The sequence below is a fragment of the Mesorhizobium sp. USDA 4132 genome (assembly GCF_056279545.1).
The window spans coordinates 1,051,455-1,071,587 of the sequence record NZ_JBWCCP010000001.1; the positions used below are offsets into that span (position 1 = coordinate 1,051,455).

Sequence of the window (20,133 nt, forward strand, 5' to 3'; positions counted from 1 at the left end):
CGATGGCGATGGATTTCTTTGACGAAGCCCGCACCACCTATGCCGCCGCCAACGCCGGCACGCTCTACTGGATGCTGCAGCGGCCGATGCTCGGCGGTGGATTTCTGAACACCAAGCAGAACAGCCTGACGCTGAAGGATTACAGTTCGGGAGATGGCATCCGTGGTCCGGACTACACCTATGGCTGGATCCAGGGCCGCGGGCTGGAGGCCTTGGTCGGACATGCGGAGTTCTTTGAAGACGAGCTGCCGCCGCTCGCCAAAAAGCTCGATGCCGCCGGCCGCCGTCTCTACGACCTACTGGCCGCCTTGCAGAAGCCGGATGGCCACGCCTATTTCTGCTACGACCGCGACATGCAGGCCGTTTATACGGATCAGTCCAACGTTCTCCATGTTCAGGAAAAACCGGCGCTGATCTACACCTATTCCGACGCCTTCGTGGCCAAGGGGCTGGTCGCCGCCGCCAGCCGTTACGGTCTGCCGGAAATCGCCGACCACCTCGTTTATTTCGACAGGGTGATCACTGCCATCGAAACCGGCCGTTTCCAGATGGACGAACGCCGGCCGCTGTCGCTCGACAGCCTCGCCGCGCAATCCGACGATTTCGGCCCGCGGATGATCCTGCTCGGTGCAGCCGGCATGCTGAAACGCGCCGGCCACACGGCGCATCTCGCCTTTGCCGACCGCTTCATCGCCCATGTCATCGACAGGCACTATGACGCCGCAACCGGTCTGCTGCGCAACGTACCAGGCGAGGACAACTGCAATGTCGGACACGGAATCGAGTTCGTCGGCTTCGCGCTCGACTATCTCGACGACACCGCCGACCCGGCCCTGATCGACAAACTGGAGCGCATCCACGTTTCATCCTTCAAGAAAGGCTTTGTCGGTCCCGGTATCACCCTTACCGTGTCGATCAAGACCGGCAACGCGCAGAGCCCCTATTGCCCCTGGTGGTCGCTGCCGGAAACGATCCGCTCGGCGGCTCTCGCCCACGAGCGCACCGGCAGTGCCGAAAGCCTGGACGTCTGGAAGGCGGCACATGCCGCCTTCTTCGAGCACTACTGGCGCGGCACACCGCCGATCGCCTACCAGACGATGACCAGGGACGGCCCCGTCGATTTCGTGCCCGCCACGCCGGATCTCGATCCCGGCTACCACACCGGCCTCAGCCTGCTCGCAGCCATTCACGCCGCAGATCGGCTGAAGCCCCAAACCCGAACAGTTTCAGGATAAATACATGGCTTCCGTTGAAATCCAGAACGTCCGCAAGGCCTATGGCGACGTCGAGACCATCAAGGGCGTGTCGGTCGACGTGCCGGATGGCGCCTTCGTCGTCCTCGTCGGCCCCTCCGGCTGCGGCAAGTCCACGCTGCTGCGCATGATCGCCGGCCTCGAAGATATCTCCGGCGGCACGATCCGCATCGGTGGCCGCGTCATCAACGAGGTCGAGCCGAAGAACCGCGACATCGCCATGGTCTTTCAGAATTATGCGCTCTACCCGCATATGACGATTGCCGAGAACATGGGCTTCTCGCTGCGGCTGGCGAAGAAATCCAAGGAGGAGATCGCTGAGCGGGTCAACGATGCCGCGCGTATCCTCGGGCTGACCGATTACCTCGAGCGTTACCCGAAACAGCTCTCCGGCGGCCAGCGCCAGCGCGTCGCCATGGGCCGGGCCATCGTCCGTAACCCCAAGGTCTTCCTGTTCGACGAACCGCTCTCCAACCTCGACGCCAAGCTGCGCGTGCAGATGCGTGCAGAACTCAAGGACATCCACGCCCGCATCAAGACCACCACCGTCTACGTCACCCACGACCAGATCGAGGCGATGACCATGGCGGACCGGATCGTGGTGATGAGGGACGGCATCGTCGAGCAGGTCGGCGCGCCGCTGGAACTCTACGACAAGCCGGTCAACACCTTCGTTGCCAGCTTCATCGGCTCGCCCTCGATGAATTTCCTCTCCGGCACGGTGGCTGAGGATCGTAGGTCCCTGCTGACTGAAAACGGCGTCCGCCTGCCGCTTGGCCCGGAGGCTTCCACGCCCCCCGGCACCGCTGTCAGCTACGGCATCCGCCCCGAACATCTCGCCATCGCCTCCGGGAACGAGGGCATTCCGATGACCGTGACGAATATCGAGCCGACCGGTTCGGAAACCCTCGTGCAGGGCACCGTCGACGGCCAGAAATTTTCGGCGCAGCTGCGCGAGCGGCTTTTCATCAAGACCGGCGAAGTGCTCAACCTGGCGCTCGCGCCCACCAACAGCCACGTCTTCGATGCCGCCACCGGCATGCGGCTCGGCTGACAAGCATAAGGTAGCAATAGGATGGAACAGACTTGGCGCTGGTTCGGACCAGACGATACGGTCAGGCTTTCGCATGTGAAACAGGCCGGTGCGACGGGAATCGTCAGCGCGCTGCATCACCTGAACGACGGCCGCATCTGGCCCGATGACGAGATCGCCAAGCGCAAGGCGATCATCGAGGAGGCGGGGCTCACCTGGTCGGTGGTGGAAAGCATCATCGTCCACGAGGATATCAAGACCCGCACCGGCCGTTACCGCGAGCTGATCGACAACTACAAGGCCTCGATCCGCGCGGTCGCCAAGGCCGGCATCAAGACGGTCTGCTATAATTTCATGGCGATCACCGACTGGACGCGCACAGATCTCGAATACGAGATGCCGCATGGCGGCACTGCGCTGCGCTTCGATGTGGTCGAGTTCTGCGCCTACGACGTCTTCATGCTGAAGCGTCCCGGCGCCGAAGCCGATCATCCGGCCGACCGGGTCGCCAAGGCTCAAGCCTGGCTGAAGACGGCGAGCGAGGGCGATCTCGCCCGGCTGGAACGCAACCTGATCGAATGGGTGCCGGCCCGCGAATTCGTCTACGACCGGCAGAGCCTCAACCGCATGCTGGATATCTACAAGGAACTGCAGGAAGGCGGATTCCGCGAAAACCTCTTCATGTTCTTAGATGAGATCATCCCCGTCGCCGAAGAGGCCGGCGTCAGGATGGCGATCCATCCGGACGATCCGCCGTTCCCGCTGTTCGGCCTGCCGCGCGTCGTCTGCAAGGCTTCCGACGCACGTGCACTGCTCGCCGCGGTTAAGTCGCCATCGAACGGCATCACGCTCTGCACCGGCTCCTACGGCGCCAATCCGGAGAACGATCTGGTGGCGATGGCCGGGGAATTTGGTCCCGACATCCATTTCGCCCACCTGCGCAACGTCACCAAGGAAGGCGACGGCTCCTTCCACGAGGCAGAGCATCTGGACGGGGATACGGACATGGTGCGGGTCACCATGGCGCTGATGGCTGAAGAGAAGCGCCGCAAGGCCGAAGGCAGGGCGGACTGGCAGATCCCGATGCGACCCGACCACGGCCATGCGATCGTCGACGACATAGGCAGACGCGTCAATCCCGGTTATTCCTGCATCGGGCGACTGAAAGGACTGGCGGAGCTGCGCGGCATCATGCGCACGCTCGAAGTTCTCGGCTGAAACGGATCTCGAGGGGAGTGGACGATGACCAAACTGAAAGTAGCAATCATCGGGCTCGGCATGGCGGCAGGGCACCATGCCCGAGCCCTGCTCGATTTGTCCGACAGGATCGAATGCGTTGCGGCATTCAGCCAGACGGCAGCCCGGCGTGAGGCATTTGCCGCCCAGTACCCGATCCCCACGACCGGCGATCTCGATGCGATCTTTGCGGACAAGGCGATCGAGGCCGTGTTGATCCTCACCCCGCCGAGCAGCCATCTGGAACTCGTAGAGCGCTGTGCGGCGGCGAAAAAGCATATCCTGCTGGAAAAGCCGCTTGATATCTCGTTCGAGCGCTCGGAAGCGATCGTCCGCGCTGCGAGGCAAGCGGGTGTGCTGCTGGCCATGGTGCTGCAGAACCGTTTTCGCGCAGCGGCGCTGAAACTCGACGAGATCGTCAAGTCCGAGCGGTTGGGGCAACTGATCGAGGCCTCCGTTGCGATCCGCAATTGGCGACCCCAGAGCTATTACGACGTCGAGGGCCGTGGCACGATGGCACGCGATGGCGGCGGCGTGCTGCTAACCCAGGGCATTCACACGATCGACTTGCTGCTGAGTTATGCCGGTACCCCGAAAGACGTCTCGTCCTTCGTCCGCACCAGCCCGATCCATTCGATGGAGACCGAAGACCTGGTGACGGCGACCTTCGCATTCGAAAACGGGGCGATAGGAACGCTCAACGCCACCACCTGCGCCTATCCCGGGCTGCCGGAGCGCATCGAACTGCTCGGCACCCGCGGTACGGCAGTCTTGACCGGCGATACGCTGAAGGCCGCCTTCATGGACGGCACGAGCATCACTGAAGGCGGTGAGAAAACCGGCAGCGGGGCAGGGGCCAACCCGATGGCCTTCGGCCATGAAATGCACCGGGCGCTGATCGCGAATTTCATCGATGCCATCCGCAACGGCGCCCCCCTGCGGGTCACCGGCGAGGATGCGCTCAAGGCTCACCGTTTCATCGCGGAAATCCTGGCTGCCGGCCGGTAGATCGTCTCAGAGGCCGGCTGCCTTGCGCAGTTCCTCGGCCATTTTGGCTCGCCAGTCTTTGCCTGACGCCTTGTATTTTTCGAGCACGTCCGGGTCGAGCCTCAGCGTGACGGCCACCTTCGGCGCCTCGACCTTCGGCCGGCCGCGAGCGGCGATCGCCTGTTCCATTTTTGCGGCCATTTCGGGAAACACTTCCCGGAACGGGCGCATGCTCGCCATCTCTTCAGCAGTCAGTGGTGGACTGTCGACCGCGTCCCAGTCCTCTTTGGTGTATCCGCGACCAGGGCGAAATTCTTTCTGTTTTTCGTGCTTGATATTCATTCGACCATGCTCCTCTCATCTTTTCGGGCAGGGCGCATCGAAATGACCGAGATTGCTTCCGAGCCAAGCGTCAGGAATATTACGACAATCGTTCCATCCTTCAGGCGACCGACAGCTTTCGACCTCGCCTTTCTGGCGGGCGTGGTCACCGCCGTCGCGAAGAATTCGAAATAAAGATCAGCGAAATCGAGACCATGCTTCTCGAGGTTCACAATTCGCTTCGTCTCGTCCCAAATGATCTTCAACTATTATCCGTACACGAAAAATCGCCGCCCGACAACGAGCGACGATGGAACGGGACGAAACCTTTTGCAACCCTAAGGATTGGGGGCGGTCAGCAGATCACCGTTTCGGCGATCTTGATGCCGAAACCTTCGAGGCCGACATAGTGGCGCTCGCTGCGGGTCAAGAGCTTGATCGAGGTGACGCCGAGATCCTTCAATATCTGTGCGCCGAGGCCGATTTCCAGCCATTCGCTCTCGCGGGCCTGGGCTTCGGCATGGCCCTCCTGGTCCTGGCGCAGCTTGCGGCCATGGTCCTTCTGGCCGACCCCGACCGAACCTTCGCGCAGGTAGATGATCACGCCGCGACCCTCTTCCTCGATTTTCGCCATGTAACGATCGACCGAGCGCTGAGTGCCGAATACGTCTCGGGTGACGTTTTCGAGATGCAGGCGGACGGGAATATCGACGCCGTCACGGATGTCGCCGAAGATTACCGCCACATGCTGCATCGGGTCCCACGGCAGCGAATAGGCATGTGCCTTCGCCTTGCCATGCGGTGTCTCGACGTCGAACGACGTCTGCAGCTCGATCAACGTTTCCTTGCGCTGGCGGTAGGCGATCAGGTCGGCGACGGAAACCTGTTTCAAGCCGTGCTTGGCGGCAAAATCGGTAACCTGCTGGCCGCGCGTCACGGTGCCGTCGTCATTGACGAGTTCGCAGATGACCCCGATCGGCGGAAGGCCGGCAAGCCTGCAGAGGTCGACGGCCGCCTCCGTATGACCGGAGCGCATCAGCACGCCGCCTTCGCGGGCGATCAGCGGGAAGATATGACCGGGCCGCACGAAATCGCTCGCGCCGACATTCGGATTGGCGAGATTGCGGACGGTCAGCGTCCGGTCCTCGGCGGAAATGCCGGTCGTCGTGCCGTGCTTGAAGTCGACGGTAACGGTGAAGGCGGTCGTATGGGCGCTGTCGTTTTCCGCCACCATGGCATTGAGGTTGAGCCGCTTGGCCTCCTCGCGCGGCATCGGCGCGCAGACGATGCCGGACGTGTGGCGCACGATGAAGGCCATCTTGTCCGGCGTGCAGTGGACTGCGGCGACGATAAGGTCGCCTTCGTTCTCGCGGTCGTCGTCATCGGTGACGACGACGATTTCGCCGGCTTCGAAGGCGCGGAGGGCGTCGACGACGCGCTTCTGATCATAGGCCATGGATGTTGTTTCCTAGAGATTTCGCCCGGTAATACTGGAGCCAATCTGGGCCCGGTCGCGGAGATAGTGATCGGCAATCGCGCATGCAACCATCGCCTCGCCGATCGGCACGGCGCGGATGCCGACGCAGGGGTCGTGGCGGCCCTTGGTGCGGACTTCGACATTGTTGCCGTCGACGTCGATCGAGCGCTGCTCGGTGAGAATGGAGGAAGTGGGCTTGATCGCGAAGCGGGCGACCACCGCCTCGCCGGTCGAGATGCCGCCGAGAATGCCGCCTGCATGGTTGGAGAGGAAAATGCGCTTGCCGTCATTGCCCATGCGCATCTCGTCGGCGTCTTCCTCGCCGGAGAGTTCTGCGACACCGAAACCGTCGCCGATCTCGACGCCCTTGACGGCGTTGATCGACATCAGAAGGCTGGCGATATCCTGATCGAGCTTGCCATAGACCGGTGCACCGAGACCGGCGGGCACGCCTTCGGCGATCACCTCCACCACGGCGCCGATCGAGGAGCCGGCTTTGCGGATGCCGTCGAGATAGTCTTCCCAGACGGGCACCATCGCCGCGTCCGGGCAGAAGAACGGGTTCTGGCCGATCTGATCCCAGTCCCAGTTGGCGCGGTTTATTCTGTGCTTGCCGATCTGGATCAGCGCGGCGCGGACTTGGACGCCCGGCACGATCCTGCGGGCGAGCGCCCCGGCGGCAACGCGGGCTGCCGTCTCGCGGGCCGAAGAGCGGCCGCCGCCGCGATAGTCGCGGATGCCGTATTTGACGTCATAGGTATAGTCCGCATGGCCGGGACGATAGCGGCGGGCGATCTCGCCGTAATCCTTGGAGCGCTGGTCGGTATTCTCGATCAGCATCGAGATCGGCGTGCCGGTCGAGATCATCGTCTCGCCGTCGGCATCCATCATCACGCCGGAGAGCACCTTGACGATATCGTCCTCGCGCCGCTGCGTCACGAAGCGCGACTGTCCGGGCTTGCGCTTGTCCATCCAGGCCTGGATTTCCGCCAGCGTGAAGCGGATGCCGGGCGGGCAGCCGTCGACCACGCAGCCGAGCGCCGGGCCATGGCTTTCGCCCCAGGTGGTGACACGGAAAAGGTGACCGAAAGTGTTGTGCGACATGGCGTTACAGGACCAGCTGTGGCGGAGCTGGCCTTTCGCCAACTTCTGACGCGGTTGTCATATGGAAAAGGTTGCCGGGCGACAAGTCTTTCTTGGCAGAACTGTCGCGCCGGAAATGGTGAACAATGATGGTTCTAGGCGGCGGCCCTGCGCCAGCCCGCATGCGCGGCTGCGGTGAAATCGTCGAAGGAAAGCGGCCGGGCGAAGGCATAACCCTGCAGCAGGTCGCAGCCGAGTTCGCGCAGAAGGCTCGCATGCTGCATGGTCTCGACGCCTTCCGCCACCGTTTCGACGCCGAGCGAACGGGCAATGTCGATGATCGAGCGCACCAGCGCGCGTTCCTGCGGCGAGGTCAGGATCGGCATGACGAGCTGCCGGTCGATCTTCAGCCGTTTCGGCTTCAGTTTCAAAAGGCTGACGATCGAGGTATGGCCGGTGCCGAAATCGTCGATCTCGATGTCGATGCCGAGTTCCTTGATGCGTTCGAGATTGCTGGTCGCGGCCGCTTCGCTCTCGTCGAGGAAGATCGATTCCACCAGTTCGAAGGAAATCTCGCCGGGCACGATCGCCAGCGTCTGCAGCGTGTCGATCAGCGCTTCGTCATTGAGGCGTTTTGAGGAGACGTTCACGGAAACCTTCGGCACCCGGACGCCGAGTGCAGCCCAGCGCATCTTGTCCTTCAGCACCGTCTGGAGCACGATATGGTCGAGTGCTGCCGAGACGTTCAAATCCTCTGCAATCTTGAGGAACCGGTCGGGCGCAAGAATTCCGTGATGCGGATGGTTCCAGCGGATCAGCGCCTCGACGCCGGTCAGTTGGTTGGTGCGGGCATCGAACTGCGGCTGGTAGAAGGTGATGAATTCGTCATTGTCGATACCGGTAAGGACCTCGTCGGCGGTGCGCTTGTGGCTGACGATCTCGGCCTGCAAGTTCTGCGTAAAGAATTCGTAGCGGTTGCGGCCCATGCCCTTCGCCCGGTAGAGCGCGATATCGGCATTGACGAGCGTGCGGCGTGCATCGACATTCATGCCGCTTGCCTGGGCGATGCCGATGGATACGCCGCAGCGGCAGGCGAAACCTTCAAAGTCGATCGGCTGGTGGAATTCGGCGATGATGCGCTGAGCGAGCTGGCTTATCTCCTCGGTGCTCGAATTGTCGGTGGCGAGGATGACGAATTCGTCGCCGCCGATGCGTGCGACGATATCGCCACTGCGGACGTTGCGCGACAGGATGCGTGAGGCGTGCACGAGCATCGCGTCGCCCGCCGCATGTCCGAGCGTGTCGTTGATCTGCTTGAAGCGGTCGAGATCGAGATGCAGGATCGAGAACTTCTGGCGCTCGTTGTGGCTGGAGCGCGACAGCCGGTCGAGCTCCATGTCGAGCTTGCGGCGGTTGGCGAGCAGGGTCAGCGGGTCATGCAGCGAATTGTGCTCGATGCGGCTCTTGGCGAGTTCGAGTTCGGCGTTCTTGGCGTCGGCCTCGTCCTTGGCGGCTTTCAGTTCCCGGGTCAGGATCGCGTCCTGGGTGACGTCGAAGGCAATGCCCACCACCTTCTGGGATCCGTCGCGCATCGTATGCACCTTGCCGATGGAGCGGATATAGCGGATCGAACCATCCGGTTGGGGCACGCGCACGACCAGCGGACCCGCCAGGAAGTTCTCGGTGAAATTGTAGGAGCTGCGCTTGGCGTGCTCCCGGTCGTCGGGATGGATGAGCTCGATCCAGGTATCGACCCGGATGAAGCCGTCGGTAAAGGGGATGCCGTGCAACTGGCACATCCGGGCGTCCCAGGTTTCGATATGCGTGACCGGATTGGATTCCCATATGCCGCAATTGTAGGAATCAAGCGCCAGATCGAGGCGGCTCGACAGCTCTTCCAGGTCCTGCTCGCGGTTCGACAGTTCATCGAGCGCCAGTTCCAGTTCGGCATTCTTGATGTCGGTATTTTCCTTGGCGTTGCGCAGCGTCTGCGTCATCACCACGTCGCCGGTGACGTCCCAGACAATGCCGGTGGTGCGCAGGGTGCCGTCGGCATTGCGATAGTTCGCACCTGCCGATTTCAGGTATCGCAGCGTGCCGTCCGGCAACTGCACCCGGTAGGTTTCGCTACAGGGCGTGTTGCAGGAGGCGCAGTCGGCGAAATGTGTCTCCGCTGCAGTCCGGTCCGGCGGATAGATCGACCCGAGCCAGTCGTAGAGACGGTTGCCCTCGCTGGCTGCCGGCTTGTCGTGCAGCCCCGCGGCCCGCTTGTCCCAGAACAGACTGTTGCCGTTGCCCGTCACCTCCCAGATGCCGATATTGGAGGCTTCCATGGCAAGGTTGAAGCGCTGCGACAGCTCGATGAGATTAAGCTCGCGGGCCTTCAGTGCCTCGATATTGCGGTTGCGTTCGGAAATCAGCGAGGTGGCGATGAAGATCGGCACGATCACCCCGAGTGCGGCAAGCATGATGGCGAGGCGGAACCCGAGCTGGTTGGGCGGCACGATGTCCCAACCGGAACGGGGAGCGGCAAGCAGCGTCCAGTTGGCGCCGTTGATGGGCACCGTCCATTTCATCGGAGACTGGTTTTCGATGGAGTCATTGCCGAAGAAGGCGAAATATTGCGGCCTGTCGTCGTCCCGCAGAACCACGTTCAGCCAGTCGAGATTGATCAGGTTCGGTTTCCTTGCCGCGGCAGGGGAGAAGGTGACGCCGGATGCCTCCATCAGGCCCTGCTTATCGATCAGCACGGCGATCGCGCCCCAAAGGTCCCCACCGTCCTCTTCCTTCGATACCGGTACGACGAGCGTCAGATCTCCTTCCTGGGTGCCGCTCAGCAGAGATACGCGGTTGCGGCCGTTCACGGATTTCAGGTCGTTTGCAAGGCGCAGCAGATCGATTTTGCCGATCTTGCCCGCCCCGCCGCCGACAATGCCGTCGCGCGTGATGACCTGGGCAAGCTCGAAATTGGGTGCGACCGCGACACCCGAAAAATGCGTGACTTCGCCAAGTTGCTTTTCGACATGGCGCTTGAATGTATCCGCCGATCCGCTGAAATCGTCCCTCAGCACGTGAACCAGATGATCGGTGGCGGCGATGTCGGTCTCTACGCGTACGATGAGGCGCCGCGCCAACAGGCCGCCGACTTTTTCCGTCGTTGCCCGCAGGTCGCTGCGAAAGCCTTCGGTGTAACGTTGGTCGATGATGACGCCGATCGAGATGACAGCAAGGGTGATAACGAACGCGATTGTCGTCGGGGTCTTGGTGCTGCGTGCGAAGCGCAGTGATTTGGAACCGGACGACGGCCAGAATTTCACGTGCGCGAACCTTCTCATTAACCCCTGTGGCAGACGGTCGAGCCTATGGGGCGGGGGTTAATTTACGCTTTCACGGCACCCTACAAACTTTGGTCCGATTTATTGTAAGGGAATACTTGGGATTGGTTTCGCAAATGCCGCCGGGTCCCCCCGCAGGGCGGCATCCCGCCCTTGAAAAGCGTTAACAATCAGGTCATTACTTATACGCAAAATGTCACGGTAACGGGCGATTTTTGCCACAATCGGGAGGCTATCTGTGCGTCGGAACAAGACATCATCGACCTCATCAAGGCTTCCGACCATGCGCATCCTGATTGCTGCTCTGCTTGCCACTGCCAGCATCTTTTCGCCCCTCAACAGCTGGGCTCAAAGTGCCGACGTCGAAGCCACGATCAAGGCCGTGGATGCGAAGGCGCTCAACTTAACGCTCGACGACGGAAAGACCTATAAAGTGCCCGAGGAATTCAATTTCGAGGGCTTGAAGGCCGGCGTGAAGGTGTTGGTCTTTTACACGGTCGTCGATGGCAACCGTGTCGTCGACGATCTCCAGATCGTCCAGTAATACCGTAGAATTAGCGAAGTATAATTTAGAATATCCGCTGCGCTGCGGATATTCCGATCAGAGCCATGCCATCCGACTGAGGTCGGTATCGATCATCAGGATGCGGTCCTGCGGAGTCGGAACGGTGGCCGCCTCGTCTTCGTCGAGATTGCCGATCAGCCGGAAGAGCGAGCGGATCACCCCGCCATGGCTGATGCACACGGTCGGACCGTCAATGGACTGCAGCCAGGCGCCGATCCGCCAGCAGAGAATCTCATAGCTTTCGGCAGATATGCCCGGCGGAATGAAGCTCCACTTCTGCTCGGCCCGGGCGGCGAGTCGGTCCGGAGAAATCCGGCTGATCTCCTCGAGCGTATGGCCTTCCCAGTCGCCGAAGGAGACTTCGACCAGCCGCTCGTCGATCCGGTAGGCGAGGGGATCCAGCCCCATGGCGGTGCGCAGCCGTTCCATTGTTTCGCGGGTCCGCGACAGCGGGCTGGCAACGAAGGAGAAACCTTCGGCCGCGCCGATCATCTCGCGCAGCCGCTCGCCGTTCCGCGTTGCCTGAGAACGGCCGAGAGTATTGAGCGGAATGTCCTGCTGGCCCTGCAGCCGGCCTTCGGCATTCCAGTCCGTCTGCCCGTGGCGGATCATGTAGATGAGCACGGCAGACGTCCCTGGAAGAGCATCAGTCCTTGATGACCGAAATGTCCGGCGCATCGACGGCCTTCATGCCGACGACATGGTAGCCGCTGTCTGCGTGATGGGTTTCGCCGGTGACGGACCGCGACAGGTCGGACAGCATGTAGAGGCCGACATCGCCCACTTCCTCGATGGTGACGGTACGGCGCAGCGGCGCATTGTACTCGTTCCACTTGAGGATGTAGCGGAAGTCGCCGATGCCGGAAGCGGCAAGCGTCTTGATCGGCCCGGCCGAGATCGCGTTGACGCGGATGTTCTTCGGGCCGAGATCGACGGCGAGATATTTGACGCTGGCTTCGAGCGCGGCCTTTGCAACGCCCATGACGTTGTAGTTCGGCATGACCTTTTCCGCACCATAATAGGTGAGCGTCAGCATCGAACCGCCGTCGGTCATCAGCTTTTCCGCCCGCCTTGCGACCGACGTAAAGGAATAGACCGAGATCTGCATCGTCTTGGCGAAGTTGTCAGCCGAGGTGTCGACGTAACGGCCGGTCAGCTCGTCCTTGTCGGAAAAGCCGATCGCATGCACGAGGAAGTCGATCTTGCCCCAGTGCTTTTCGAGATTGGCGAAGACCTCGTCGATGGTCGATTCGTCGCCGACGTCGCAATGGCCGGCCATGTAGGCGCCCAGTTCTGCAGCCAGCGGCTCAACCCGCTTCTTGAGTGCATCGCCCTGGTAGGTGAATGCAACTTCCCCGCCTTGGCTGTGGATGGCCTTGGCAATGCCCCACGCGATCGAACGATTATTGGCAACGCCCATGATGAGACCGCGTTTGCCTGCCATGAGGCCGGAAGCCTGAACCATTCATAGTCCCCTGATACCTTAGATGAACGCTGCCTATGACATAGGCGGCTCAAGGGTTCAAGCTGAGTTGGATCATCTCGTGTTAGTAGCCGTAACAAAGGGTGCGCAGCGGTGAATACCGACGCAAAACTGTCATACTGGGCAAGGCCCGTCAGACATACAGTCCGTGGCGCATGTGCCGCATCAGGTCGGTGACCTTTTCGTTCGGCTTTTCCCACAGGACGACGCGCAGCTCGACGACGAGATCGCCGCGGCCGCCCGCATCATCATGGAGGCCGAGGCCCTCCAGCCGGATCGTCTGGTCGGAACCGGACCAGGCCGGAATGCTGAGGCTGCGATTGCCGTCCGGCGTCTCGACCGATGCGTCGCCGCCGAGCACCGCATCCTCGAGCGAGATCGACAAGGTCGTGTGGAGATCGAAGCCTTCGACCCGGAAACGGCTGTCGCGGGCAATCTTGATCGAGGCGAGCAGGTCGCCGGATTTCATGCCGGTGAGCTTGAGGCCCTGGCCCTTGAGGCGCGCCACATGGCCTTCGGTCATGCCTCTTTCCAGGGCAAGGCGCACTTCGCGGTCGTCGGCCATTTTCAGCGTGATCGTGTTGAGCTTCAGGAGATCCTCGACGGTCACCGTGGCTTCGACGGAGATATCCGGCGCCTTTTCCGGAGCCGGCGTCGTGCCGCGGAAACGGCGCACGATGGAGGCGATCAGGTCGATGGCAAGGGCCGGAAGCGGCGGTCGTTCGCCCCCCGATGGATCTGCCTTTGCCGTTTCGACCGAATCGCCGCTCGCCTGCGCTGAGCCGCCCCCCTGCGCCGTGCCGCCCGCCTGAGCTTTTGCCTGCTCGGCCGCCGCGGCGCCGAAGATACGCTCGATCATGTCCTCCGGCGTTTCGCCTGCAGGGCCGGACTGATTCTGGGGATGGGCCTGAGATTGGGCCTGAGATTGGGAATGTGATTGGGTTTGCGATTGGCCGCGAGCCTGTGCTTGCGGTTGCGCCTGGGACTTGGCGTTTTGCGCATTGGTCTTGGCGAGTTCTTCCATGACCTTTTCGGCGTTGGCCTTTGCGACCTTGGCGCGTTCGGCGGCTTCGCGGGCGGCATTGCGCTGCTGCATGATGGTTTGGTGCATCTCGGCGGCCCTGTCGTATCGCTTGCGGCGCTCGGGATCCTTCAGGACCTCGTAGGCCTGGCCGATCTCTGCGAAACGGCTCGTCGCAGACGGATCGTCCTGGTTCTGGTCTGGATGAACGGTCTTGGCCTTGGCGCGCCAGGCTGCCTTGATTTCGTCGGGCTCGGCATTGCGCTTCACGCCGAGAAGAGAATAGGGATCACGCATCGTGGGACCACCGGTTACCTGAAACGGCGGGTCCCCGCTTGATCCTTGGACCCCCCCATTATTCGTCACAACTCCGACAGCCGTCCGCCGGTTCCTCATGTCCCGGACAGATTACTGCTTACGTTCGGAGAGCCTATGTTAGGACTTGTGAATCAGTGGTTACACCGCCGCCGGCAGCACTCGTTAAGGTAAACGAATCGTTTCCAGCACGAATTACGCAAACGCCCAAAAACCGTTTCCTTGCAGCCGCATCGGGTGTGGGGCAGGGATGACGGCGACTACTGGCGGTCGAAGGCCGTCAGCATCCAGTCGCCGCTGCCGGTGAGGCAGGTCTGGCCGGAGAACATCGCAATACCCTCGTAGGAATGCCGCGTGGTGGTGAAGGCGCGGCAGATCTGCTCGCCGTTGCGGGCCTCGCGGATCTGCGACACGACGCCGGCGCTGCCGGTGGCGGTATTCGCCCACGGAACCGAGGCTGCGCCGACCTTTGCAAGATCGGCCGAGGAGACCGCATTGCGCACCGTCGCCTCGTCGGAAAGCGTAGCGCCGGTGTGCGGCTGTGTGCCCGGCACCGTGCCGGTCGCGATCGAGCGGTCGACTTTCGGGGAACTTCCGAAGAGATCGAGGCTGCTGGTACAACCGCCAAGCGAAAACCCGGCAAGGCAGAGGGCGGCTGCCCGTCTGCCGAGGAGAAACGACCTCTTTGTGCGGCTCTTCGACTTTGCTATCACTACCACCGTGCGTCCTGTCCGACTGAAAAACTCGGGCATTTTTCATGAGATTGGGAGTATTTTAGTCAATATGTCTGAGAGCGGGTTAACAACTGGTGACTTCACCGCCGAGAACGAGCCTTTCGCGCTTTTCGGTGCCTGGCTGAAGGATGCCGAGGCCTCCGAACCCAACGATCCGAATGCCGTTGCGGTTGCGACCGTCGACGAAAACGGCATGCCGAACGTTCGCATGGTCCTGTTGAAGGGGTATGACGAGAACGGTTTCGTCTTCTATACCAATTTCGAAAGCCAGAAGGGCCGCGAGATTCTCGGCCAGAAGAAGGCGGCCATGTGTTTCCACTGGAAATCGCTGCGCCGACAGGTTCGCCTGCGGGGCGAGGTGGAAGTGGTGAGCGATGCGGAGGCGGATGCCTATTACGCCTCTCGCGCCCGCGGCAGCCGCATCGGCGCCTGGGCGTCGAAACAGTCCCGCCCGCTCGAAACCCGTTTCGCGCTCGAAAAATCGGTTGCCGAATACACCGCAAGATACGCGATCGGCGACATTCCGCGCCCGCCCTACTGGTCCGGTTTCCGCATCAAGCCGGTATCGATCGAGTTCTGGCACGACCGCCAGTTCCGGCTGCACGACCGCATCGAATTCCGCCGCCCCGTCGCCGACGGCCCGTGGGAAAAGGTGCGGATGTATCCGTGAGCTATCATTGACCAGGCATGTATTTATATCTAGATTATACGGAAATCCGTATATCGAGGACGAAGATGGAACGCCTGGTCTTTGAAAATATCTTTGACGTCGTCACGGAGGATCCGATCGAGGCTGCCGATCTGCGGTTTCGCTCGGATCTGCTCACCACCCTGGTTGCCATCTTCGAAGACAGGAAATGGAAGCAGGCGGATATCGCCGAGGCTCTCGATGTTTCCCAACCCCGCGTCAGCGAATTGATGCGCGGCAAGATTCAGCTTTTCTCGGCCGACAAGCTGATTGGTTATCTCGCAAAGCTCGGTGTGCGCCTGAAGCCATCGTTCAGCGCCGAGCATAAGGTAATCTGTGAAGTGGTCGCGGCGGCCTGATCTATTTGCGGTTTTTGACGATCTGAAGCATCGTCTTGTGACGATCCTGGACGGTCTCCATTGCCTTGCGGTCGACGCCGTTGGTCGTTTTGGTGAAGGCATGGAGAATGAAAACCGTATCGAGGTATTTAGCACAATAGACGGTGCGATAGGCCGGGCTACCGTTCTCTATGAGCTCGATAATGCCGTTACCGATGCCCCTCAGGTGCTTGAAGTCCGAGAGAGGCTGTAGTCCTTCCTGGACGCGCTGAAGGTCGTTGGCGAATTGGATCTGGATATCTTTTGGAAGTTCCTGGAAGGCCTTTTTTCGCGGAAGAATTCACGAATTCAAAGGACTTCGCCATGCTCTCACCGCCCGATCGCGAACGGGATGCCTGAGGCGAGGGCCGAGACGTAGCGCGGCTGCTGGTAATAGCCGTTGAGCGAGATGCGCGGCAGGCCGGTGAGCCTGTTGACATATTTGGCGCAGAGCGTGCCCGGCTGGGTCGTGACCGCGACCGAAAAGCCGAGTTCCTTGGCAATCGCATAGTCGCGCTCGGAAACCGCGGCGCGGCTGCCATAGGGATAGGCGATCGTTTGCGGCCGTTCGCCGGTCAAAGCCTCGATCCAGTCGGCTGACTGCTTCATCTCCGCACGGGCGTCTTCCGCCGAAAGCCGGGCGACGGCCCGGTGGCTTGTTGTATGGGCACCGAGTGAAGCCAGCGGATGGGTGGCGACCGAGCGCAGTTCCTCGGCATTCATGGTGAGATCGGCAGTGATCTTCAGCGGGTCGATGCCGTGTTTTCTCGCCAGCGCATCGATCCGCGAGACGGCGGTCGATTCCTCGACTTCGAGGACATAGCTGGAGAACCGGTCGAAGGCATCGAATTTTCGGGCCTCGGAGGTGAGGTCGAGGACCTCGGACCCGCCGCCGAAGTCGAACGTCACCTCGCGTTCGCGTCCGAGCAGTTCGGCAACCGTCTCCCACCAGAGCGAATGGGTCCGCTCGGCAAATCCGCGGGTGACGAAAATGGTGAACGGCACGCCGTAGCGGGCAAAAACGGGCAGGGCGTATTCGGCGTTGTTTCGGTAGCCGTCATCGAGCGTGAAGGCGGCGAACGGCTGCTTGGTCGGCGCGGCAAGCCGTGTGGGCACATCGCTCAAGGGGATGAACTCGTAACCCTCCGCCGAAAGCCGTTCGATCGCTTCGCCGAGGAAATCCGGCGTCACTTCGAGATGGCCGCTCGGTTTCAGCGGACGGCTCTGTTTCGGCCGCACGTGATGGAGCGTGAAGACGGCGCCATGGCCGCGGGCATTGGGCATCATTCCGGCACGCGCAAGTGCGGCCGCCATGTCGAGGCCACCGGCGACAAGCCGGCGTTTGACATCCCGGCGCCAAAGCGCCTGAAATCTCTCCTTCGTGTTCCCCACCGCGATCACGCCCACGTTACTTCGGTGAGGCCGACCCTACTCTTGGACGGGTTAAGTCTTGCTGAATAATCCGTGCTGAATCCTGCTCAGGGCCGCAGCGCATCGAAAAGCGGCAGGCTGACGATCGCCGCCATGGCGATCAGCAGAAAGCAGATGCGCCGAAAGGTGCCTTCGGAGGCAAATCCGAACAGTTTCGAACCGGCGGTCACCCCGAGGCCGTAACCCGGGCCGGCGATCAGTGCGAGGGCAAGGACGTCGAGCGTCAAAAGGTGCCCGATGATATAGGCGGTGGCCGAGATCACCGTCGAAAGCGCGAAATAAAGGATGAGATTGGCGCGCACGGTAAGCGGCGGAATGGCGCCGCCGAGCCAGTAGGCGACGACCGGAGGGCCGGAAAGCTGCGCCGCACCGCCGAACAGGCCGGCCAGCGCTCCGACGCCGATGGTCAGCGGCGTCTTCGGCTTGCCGTGGTAACGCCAGCCGGAAATCAGGAAGATCAGCAGGCAGAGCACGACGACCGAAATCAGCCAGCGCAACGCCGTCGGATCGATCAGGGCCAGCAGCGTCGTACCCGCCGGCACGCCGACCAGCGTACCGATCAGCATCGTGCCCACTTCTCGCCGGTTCGCCCGCCTCCAGCCATCCGGCAGCATGCCGAGCGTCGTCACCCCGTCGATGACGAGCAGCAGGGCCGGGGCGCTCTTCGGGCCGACGGCAGCACCTGCAAGCGGAACGAAGATCAGCGCTCCCCCGAACCCGGAAAACCCGCGCGCCAGCCCGGCGATCAGCGCCGAGAGGAAAAGAAAGACGAGCTGCGCCGCCCCGTGGCCCGGAACCCATGCGTCCAGCAAGGCAGAAATCGGATTGGCGGAGTCCATGGAATGCCGTGATGCGGATGAGATCGGATGGCCCGCACCTGCCGGGATTTGGGTGAGGGTGTCAAGCAAACCCTCTGGACACGGCGCTGGAATCGGCATTCTCCTGTGGATACAAAAGGAGAACGTTATGCTGGGCAAACTTACCGAACAATTCGAGGCCGCATCCGCAACTTATGCCGAAACCCACGGAATGATCCGCGATCCCGACTGGTTTCTCCTGAAGCTGCAGGAGGAGATGGGCGAGCTGACCCAGGCCTGGAACCGCGCCACCGGCCGCGGACGGAAAAAGGGCAGGAGCGACGCGGATCTCAGCCGCGACCTTGCCGACGAGACGGCCGATCTTCTCGGCCACGTCCTGCTGTTTGCCCACAACAACCGGATCGATCTTGTATCGGCGATCGAGCGGAAATGGCTGTTCAGGCCGGATGAGGGGTGAGTTTGAGGCTCATACGCCGGCATTGGGATTTGGCGATAGAAACCTCAGCGTTTCTATCGCCAGGCAAATTGCTCCGCCTTACGCCTTCGTCCCACCCACCGTCACCTGGTCCATCCGCAGATGCGGCTGGCCGACGCCGACGGGGACCCATTGGCCGCCCTTGCCGCAATTGCCGATGCCGGTGTCGAGTTTCATGTCGTTGCCGACCATCGAGACGCGGCGCATCGCATCCGGGCCGTTGCCGATCAGCATGGCTCCCTTGATGGCCGGGCCGATTTTACCGTCCTCGATCATGTAGGCCTCGGTGCAGCCGAACACGAACTTGCCGGAGGTGATGTCCACCTGGCCGCCGCCGAAGGAGACGGCGTAGATGCCCTTCTTCACCGAGGCGATGATTTCTTCGGGCGATTTGTCGCCGCCGAGCATGTAGGTATTGGTCATCCGCGGCATCGGCGTATAGGCATAACCCTGCCGGCGGCCATTGCCGGTCGGGCTGACGCCCATCAGCCGGGCGTTCTGGCGATCCTGCATGTAACCGACCAGCTTGCCGTTTTCGATCAGCACGTTGTAGGCCGATGGCGTGCCTTCGTCGTCTATGGTGATCGAGCCGCGGCGGTTGTCGATCGTGCCGTCGTCGACGACGGTGACGCCTGGCGCCGCGACCATTTCCCCCAAAAGACCGGCAAAGGCCGAGGTCTTCTTGCGGTTGAAATCGCCTTCCAGCCCGTGGCCGACCGCCTCGTGCAGCATCACGCCCGGCCAGCCGGAGCCGAGCACGACGTCCATCGTGCCGGCCGGCGCGTCGATGGCGGTGAGGTTGACGAGCGCCTGGCGCAGCGCCTCGTCGGCGCCGGTCTGCCAATTGCCTTCCGTGACGAAATCGCCGAAGCCGATGCGGCCGCCGGTGCCGAACGAACCCGATTCTTGCCGGTCGCCGTCACCGACGACGACGGAAATGTTGATGCGGGTCATCGGGCGGATGTCGTGTACCCGGTGGCCATCGGCGCGCAGGATGTCGACCACCTGCCAGCTTGCCGAAACGGTCGCCGTCACCTGCCGCACCTTGTCGTCCTTGGAGCGTAGGTACGCGTCGATCTCGGTGAGCAGCTTGACCTTCTCTTCGAAACTGGGGCTGCCGATCGGGTTCTCGTCGCCGTAATATTTCTTGTTGGTGCGCTGTGGGGCGGCCGCGTAGGAGCCGGAATAACCGGAGGTCACTGCCCGCACCGCATCCGAGGCACGGGACAGCGCTGCGGCGGAAAGCTCGCCCGCATGCGCGTAACCGACCGCTTCGCCGGCGACCGAGCGCAGGCCAAAACCCTGGTCTGTGTTGAACGAACCGCCCTTCAGGCGACCATTGTCGAAGGTCAGCGATTCCGCCTGGGCATGTTCCACGAAAAGCTCGCCGTCATCGGCGCCGGTAAGCGCCTCGGAGAGGATCGAGCGCAGCTTTGTCTCGTCGCAGTCGAAAAGGTTGAGAAGGTCGGTATTCATGGGATGCTCCTTCTGCGCTGCCACT

Annotated in this window: 21 protein-coding genes; 8 read left to right on the plus strand and 13 right to left on the minus strand. The window is 61.9% G+C overall.

Annotated elements, in window-relative coordinates; all coding sequences use genetic code 11:
• Positions 1–2: 2 nt before the first annotated feature.
• From ACZ9IU_RS05325 to ACZ9IU_RS05340, 4 genes are read left to right on the plus strand one after another with little or no spacing between them, the layout of a single operon-like run.
• Positions 3–1,235: an AGE family epimerase/isomerase gene (locus tag ACZ9IU_RS05325; RefSeq protein WP_244447474.1), complete on the plus strand. Its 1,233-nt coding sequence runs from the start codon at positions 3–5 to the stop codon at positions 1,233–1,235.
• A 4-nt stretch (positions 1,236–1,239) separates the two neighbouring features.
• Positions 1,240–2,307 carry an ABC transporter ATP-binding protein gene (locus ACZ9IU_RS05330; protein WP_038540567.1) on the plus strand — a complete coding sequence of 356 codons (1,068 nt, stop codon included), beginning with the start codon at positions 1,240–1,242 and terminating at the stop codon, positions 2,305–2,307.
• 21 nt (positions 2,308–2,328) lie between these two features.
• On the plus strand, positions 2,329–3,504 hold the full coding sequence (uxuA, locus tag ACZ9IU_RS05335) for a mannonate dehydratase (RefSeq protein ID WP_038540570.1): 1,176 nt from the start codon (positions 2,329–2,331) through the stop codon (positions 3,502–3,504).
• Between the two features lie 24 nt (positions 3,505–3,528).
• On the plus strand, positions 3,529–4,530 hold the full coding sequence (locus ACZ9IU_RS05340; protein ID WP_038540574.1) for a Gfo/Idh/MocA family protein: 1,002 nt from the start codon (positions 3,529–3,531) through the stop codon (positions 4,528–4,530).
• 6 nt (positions 4,531–4,536) lie between these two features.
• Here the strand turns inward: ACZ9IU_RS05340 and ACZ9IU_RS05345 are convergent, their stop codons facing one another.
• The 5 genes from ACZ9IU_RS05345 to ACZ9IU_RS05365 form a co-directional block, all read right to left on the minus strand.
• Positions 4,537–4,851 carry a BrnA antitoxin family protein gene (locus tag ACZ9IU_RS05345; RefSeq protein ID WP_038540576.1) on the minus strand — a complete coding sequence of 105 codons (315 nt, stop codon included), beginning with the start codon at positions 4,849–4,851 and terminating at the stop codon, positions 4,537–4,539.
• Positions 4,848–5,096: a BrnT family toxin gene (locus tag ACZ9IU_RS05350; protein WP_038540580.1), complete on the minus strand. Its 249-nt coding sequence runs from the start codon at positions 5,094–5,096 to the stop codon at positions 4,848–4,850. The genes ACZ9IU_RS05345 and ACZ9IU_RS05350 overlap by 4 nt, the downstream gene beginning before the upstream one ends.
• 89 nt (positions 5,097–5,185) lie before the next feature.
• The gene (gene ribB / locus ACZ9IU_RS05355; protein WP_038540584.1) at positions 5,186–6,286 is read right to left on the minus strand and encodes a 3,4-dihydroxy-2-butanone-4-phosphate synthase; all 1,101 of its coding nucleotides are present in this window, start codon (positions 6,284–6,286) and stop codon (positions 5,186–5,188) included.
• Between the two features lie 12 nt (positions 6,287–6,298).
• The gene (aroC, locus tag ACZ9IU_RS05360; protein WP_038540587.1) at positions 6,299–7,411 is read right to left on the minus strand and encodes a chorismate synthase; all 1,113 of its coding nucleotides are present in this window, start codon (positions 7,409–7,411) and stop codon (positions 6,299–6,301) included.
• 134 nt (positions 7,412–7,545) lie between these two features.
• Complete coding sequence (locus ACZ9IU_RS05365) at positions 7,546–10,707, minus strand: bifunctional diguanylate cyclase/phosphodiesterase (RefSeq protein WP_051899657.1); 3,162 nt, start codon at positions 10,705–10,707, stop codon at positions 7,546–7,548.
• Between the two features lie 301 nt (positions 10,708–11,008).
• Between ACZ9IU_RS05365 and ACZ9IU_RS05370 the strand changes: the two genes are divergently transcribed.
• Positions 11,009–11,269: a DUF1344 domain-containing protein gene (locus tag ACZ9IU_RS05370; RefSeq protein ID WP_038540593.1), complete on the plus strand. Its 261-nt coding sequence runs from the start codon at positions 11,009–11,011 to the stop codon at positions 11,267–11,269.
• Positions 11,270–11,326: 57 nt separating this feature from the next.
• Here the strand turns inward: ACZ9IU_RS05370 and ACZ9IU_RS05375 are convergent, their stop codons facing one another.
• The 4 genes from ACZ9IU_RS05375 to ACZ9IU_RS05390 all read right to left on the minus strand — a co-directional run bounded on the left by ACZ9IU_RS05375 (position 11,327) and on the right by ACZ9IU_RS05390 (position 14,828).
• Positions 11,327–11,914, minus strand: a complete 588-nt coding sequence (locus ACZ9IU_RS05375; RefSeq protein ID WP_038540597.1) for a histidine phosphatase family protein — start codon at positions 11,912–11,914, stop codon at positions 11,327–11,329.
• Positions 11,915–11,936: 22 nt separating this feature from the next.
• On the minus strand, positions 11,937–12,755 hold the full coding sequence (gene fabI / locus ACZ9IU_RS05380; protein WP_038540600.1) for an enoyl-ACP reductase FabI: 819 nt from the start codon (positions 12,753–12,755) through the stop codon (positions 11,937–11,939).
• Between the two features lie 151 nt (positions 12,756–12,906).
• Positions 12,907–14,091 carry a DnaJ C-terminal domain-containing protein gene (locus ACZ9IU_RS05385; protein ID WP_038540603.1) on the minus strand — a complete coding sequence of 395 codons (1,185 nt, stop codon included), beginning with the start codon at positions 14,089–14,091 and terminating at the stop codon, positions 12,907–12,909.
• Positions 14,092–14,369: 278 nt separating this feature from the next.
• Positions 14,370–14,828: an RT0821/Lpp0805 family surface protein gene (locus ACZ9IU_RS05390; RefSeq protein ID WP_038540606.1), complete on the minus strand. Its 459-nt coding sequence runs from the start codon at positions 14,826–14,828 to the stop codon at positions 14,370–14,372.
• A 64-nt stretch (positions 14,829–14,892) separates the two neighbouring features.
• Between ACZ9IU_RS05390 and pdxH the strand changes: the two genes are divergently transcribed.
• Positions 14,893–15,513, plus strand: coding sequence for a pyridoxamine 5'-phosphate oxidase (gene pdxH, locus ACZ9IU_RS05395; protein WP_038540609.1), 621 nt, complete (start codon positions 14,893–14,895; stop codon positions 15,511–15,513).
• Positions 15,514–15,578: 65 nt separating this feature from the next.
• Entirely contained in the window at positions 15,579–15,890 is a 312-nt protein-coding gene (locus ACZ9IU_RS05400; protein WP_038540611.1) for a helix-turn-helix domain-containing protein, read from the plus strand.
• 1 nt (position 15,891) lies between these two features.
• On the opposite strand, the gene ACZ9IU_RS05405 is transcribed toward ACZ9IU_RS05400, so the two are convergent.
• From ACZ9IU_RS05405 to ACZ9IU_RS05415, 3 genes are all read right to left on the minus strand, one after another.
• On the minus strand, positions 15,892–16,209 hold the full coding sequence (locus tag ACZ9IU_RS05405) for a type II toxin-antitoxin system RelE/ParE family toxin (RefSeq protein ID WP_367396523.1): 318 nt from the start codon (positions 16,207–16,209) through the stop codon (positions 15,892–15,894).
• Positions 16,210–16,238: 29 nt separating this feature from the next.
• On the minus strand, positions 16,239–17,222 hold the full coding sequence (locus tag ACZ9IU_RS05410) for a polysaccharide deacetylase family protein (protein WP_051900040.1): 984 nt from the start codon (positions 17,220–17,222) through the stop codon (positions 16,239–16,241).
• Between the two features lie 164 nt (positions 17,223–17,386).
• Positions 17,387–18,178 carry a sulfite exporter TauE/SafE family protein gene (locus ACZ9IU_RS05415; protein ID WP_038548835.1) on the minus strand — a complete coding sequence of 264 codons (792 nt, stop codon included), beginning with the start codon at positions 18,176–18,178 and terminating at the stop codon, positions 17,387–17,389.
• 127 nt (positions 18,179–18,305) lie between these two features.
• On the opposite strand from ACZ9IU_RS05415, the gene ACZ9IU_RS05420 reads away from it, so the two are divergent.
• Positions 18,306–18,614 (plus strand): nucleoside triphosphate pyrophosphohydrolase family protein, encoded by a 309-nt coding sequence (locus ACZ9IU_RS05420; protein ID WP_038540617.1) that lies wholly within the window; start codon positions 18,306–18,308, stop codon positions 18,612–18,614.
• Between the two features lie 78 nt (positions 18,615–18,692).
• Here the strand turns inward: ACZ9IU_RS05420 and tldD are convergent, their stop codons facing one another.
• Positions 18,693–20,108: a metalloprotease TldD gene (gene tldD, locus ACZ9IU_RS05425; RefSeq protein ID WP_038540619.1), complete on the minus strand. Its 1,416-nt coding sequence runs from the start codon at positions 20,106–20,108 to the stop codon at positions 18,693–18,695.
• Positions 20,109–20,133 lie beyond the last annotated feature (25 nt).